Consider the following 1,679-nt stretch of genomic DNA (forward strand, 5'->3'; position numbering starts at 1 on the left):
GCCAAGGACTATGAAGCTAACCCTCGGGTGAGCGAGGCCTGGGTGTATCTGGGCATGCTACGCTTGTTGGTGAAGCGGCTGGCCAGGGCCGCGTAGCTGGCCGTGGAGGGGTTTTACGACAGCCTCTAAGAAAACCAGGAGGCGGTTGCGGAAGCCGACGAGCTCGCGAAGATGGACGAAGGCCCACAGGGCCCAGGCAGGAAAGCCCACCAAGGCAAGCCGCCCGATCTCGGCCACCGCCTTGTTGCGGCCGATCACCGCCAGCTGCCCCCGGTCGCGGTAGCGGAAGGGAATAGGGTCCTGGCCCCTTAGGCTGCGGAGGAGGTTTTCCGCCGCCAGGCGGCCCTGCTGCAGGGCCACCGGGGCAAGGCCCGGAAGGCCTAAGCCGTTCACGTCCCCTATGGCGTAGACCTCAGGGTGGCCGGGGAGGCGGAGGTAGGGATCGGTGGGCACGCGCCCCCGGGGGTCAGCGGGGAGGCCCGGCAGGGGGGTTCCCTTCACCCCCACGGCCCAGAGGACGAGATCCGCGGGGAGGAACCCCCCCTCCTTGAGCCGCACGCCCAGGGCCTCCACCCCCACCACCTGGGCCCCTAGGGCCACGCGCACCCCCAAAGCCTCCAGGGCCCGCTGGGCGTAGGCGGAAAGGGCGGGGCGGAAGGACGGGAGAAGCCTCTCCCCCGCCTCTAGGAGGAAAACCTCCGCCCCGCCGATCTCCGGGAAGTCCCGGCGGAGGGCGTAGCGCAAGAACTCCGCCAGGGCCCCGGCAAGCTCCACCCCCGTGGGCCCGCCCCCCACCACCAAAAGGCGCAGGGGCCGCCCTTCCCTCGCCGCCTTCTCCAGGGCGAGGAGAAGGCGGCGGCGGATCCTTTGGGCGTCCTCGAGGCTCTTTAGGAAGAAGGCGTGCCGCCCTACGCCGGGCACGCCCAGGTCGTGGGGGCGGTTTCCCGTGGCCACGAGGAGGTAGGTGTAGGACAGGGCCTCGCCCCCTTTCAGCAAGAGCCTGCGCCCCTCCAGGTCCACCCCCTCCACCCGGGCAAGGAGGAACCGGCCCCGCCGGAGGAGGGACCGCAAGGGGTGGGCGATGGCCGGGGCCTCGAGGTACCCCGTGGCCACCTGGTAAAGGAGAGGTTGGAAGAGATGGTGGTTCCGGACATCCACCAGGAGGTAGGGAACCCCCGCCCGGTCCAGAACCTTAGCCGCCGCCAAGCCCCCAAAGCCCCCACCCACGATCACGATCCCGGCTTCCCGCATGTTTGTCCTCCTCGGGACAAAGGTCCCATCTCGTGATGATTTTCCCTTACTTTCCTTGTGAAGGCAAGAACAAAAGCTGCAATTGGGGGCACGGCCGCGCCCCCAAGGCCCTAAGCGCCCCTTAAGGCTTCACCGCCTCGGCGATGTGGCCGTAGTAGGCCATGACACCCGTGAGGAAGGCGGCCAGGCCCATGAGGCCCAAGGCTTGCGAGGCCCGCTCATCCCCCCCGCGCGCCAGAACCTGGGGGTGCCACCGCGATCAACCCAAGAATGAAGGCCAAGGAGCGAGGCTCAAAAGGCCTTCTCCAGGACAAGGCCGTTCGCATCAATCCCCCGGGGGCAAGCCTCGGTGCAGTTGTGGGTGTTGCGGCAACGCCAAAGGCCATCCCTCCCCCCAAGCCAGCCGGCAAGCCGCTCGGAAAAGCCCC

At 68.6% G+C, this 1,679-nt stretch carries 1 protein-coding gene; it reads right to left on the bottom strand.

All coding sequences use genetic code 11. The annotated features are described in order from the left end of the window. Positions 1-57: 57 nt before the first annotated feature. A complete protein-coding gene (locus tag WKI94_RS12015; RefSeq protein WP_337845957.1) occupies positions 58-1,251 on the bottom strand; it encodes an NAD(P)/FAD-dependent oxidoreductase in 1,194 nt (397 codons plus the stop codon). Positions 1,252-1,679 lie beyond the last annotated feature (428 nt).

This window comes from Thermus sp., assembly GCF_037444525.1.
In the GTDB taxonomy this organism is placed as follows: domain Bacteria; phylum Deinococcota; class Deinococci; order Deinococcales; family Thermaceae; genus Thermus.

Bases quoted from the DNA above. Each gene is read 5' to 3' on its own strand.
- WKI94_RS12015 (WP_337845957.1), bottom strand. From the start codon at position 1,251: ATGCGGGAAGCCGGGATCGTGATCGTGGGTGGGGGCTTTGGGGGCTTG.